A 973-nucleotide genomic window follows, 5' to 3' on the forward strand; every position below is an offset into this window, starting at 1 on the left:
GATGGCGCAGCCGCTCTACATCGCCGCTTTCCCGCGCGAGGACGGCACCATGGCGATCGCCTGGCAGCGTCCGCGTCGCAGGAACAGCCAGCTCGGTTCGGCCGAATACGGCGAGAGCGACATGTTCCCGGCCGACGATGCCGGCGGCGACCTCGGCGCGGAGCAGGCCGGTGACGGGCGCAATGACGACGGTCTGGGCGACAGCACCGCGACCCCGCCTGCCAAGCGCGGCCGGGTGGGTGCCAAGGACGGCACCGAACACGATGGCGCGCTGCCGCCGCTCGTGGAGGCCTGATCGGCAAGTCCACCTCCAACCGGCGGGGACCCCAAGCGGATCCCCGTCTCCGTGCAAAGGCCGCGGATGCCCCCCCCCCGCGGTCTGAGGCGGAACGCCGGCACTGCCCCCCGCCCGGCGTTCCGCCTCTTCGCTTGCATGGGGATGTCCGGAGAACCAGAATGCTGACTGACAGTGAACGCTTCGCCTTCATCAGCACCGGTAATGCCTACGATGCGGTCCAGTGCGACGAGGCCATCCATACCGGCGACACGCTGGTCGTGTTCACGGAGGAGGGTGGTCGGCGTCGCCAGCCCCGAGCCGTTTGCGGTGACGCAGGCGCACGGGCATCTCCATGCCCTGTCCGCGCCGCCCGAGGGCGAAACGCTAGCGGATCTCGCCCGCTCGATCCACATCAGCGCTGCGGACTTCGAACACGCCGCCGAGATCGCCCGGCGTTTCGGGTTTCCGCTCGACCGGCAGATCGAGGCGCTCTCACTCGCCCGGCGGGCTGAACTAGCGGGCCTCAGAGCGGCAGGATCGACTGTTGCGATGACGGCGCATTCGCGGGCGCGTCGACCGCGTCGGCAATCACGCGTGCGAGTTCGAGTGCGGCATCTTCGCGCAGCCAGTAGCTTGGGGCAGTGATGCCGACCCGCGCCCAGCCCGGGGCGTCCAGGATCGCATGAGCGACAGCAG

Annotated in this window: 1 protein-coding gene and 1 pseudogene; one reads left to right on the forward strand and one right to left on the reverse strand. The window is 69.9% G+C overall.

Features of this window, described 5'->3' with window-relative positions; genetic code table 11:
* Positions 1-295 (forward strand): annotated as a pseudogene (locus AX703_RS18380) (DUF736 domain-containing protein); the annotation flags it as partial.
* 505 nt (positions 296-800) lie between these two features.
* Here the strand turns inward: AX703_RS18380 and AX703_RS28965 are convergent.
* Complete coding sequence (locus AX703_RS28965) at positions 801-956, reverse strand: DUF6771 family protein (protein WP_369821039.1); 156 nt, start codon at positions 954-956, stop codon at positions 801-803.
* Positions 957-973: the final 17 nt, after the last annotated feature.

The organism is Novosphingobium sp. CCH12-A3 (assembly GCF_001556015.1).
Lineage (GTDB): Bacteria > Pseudomonadota > Alphaproteobacteria > Sphingomonadales > Sphingomonadaceae > Novosphingobium > Novosphingobium subterraneum.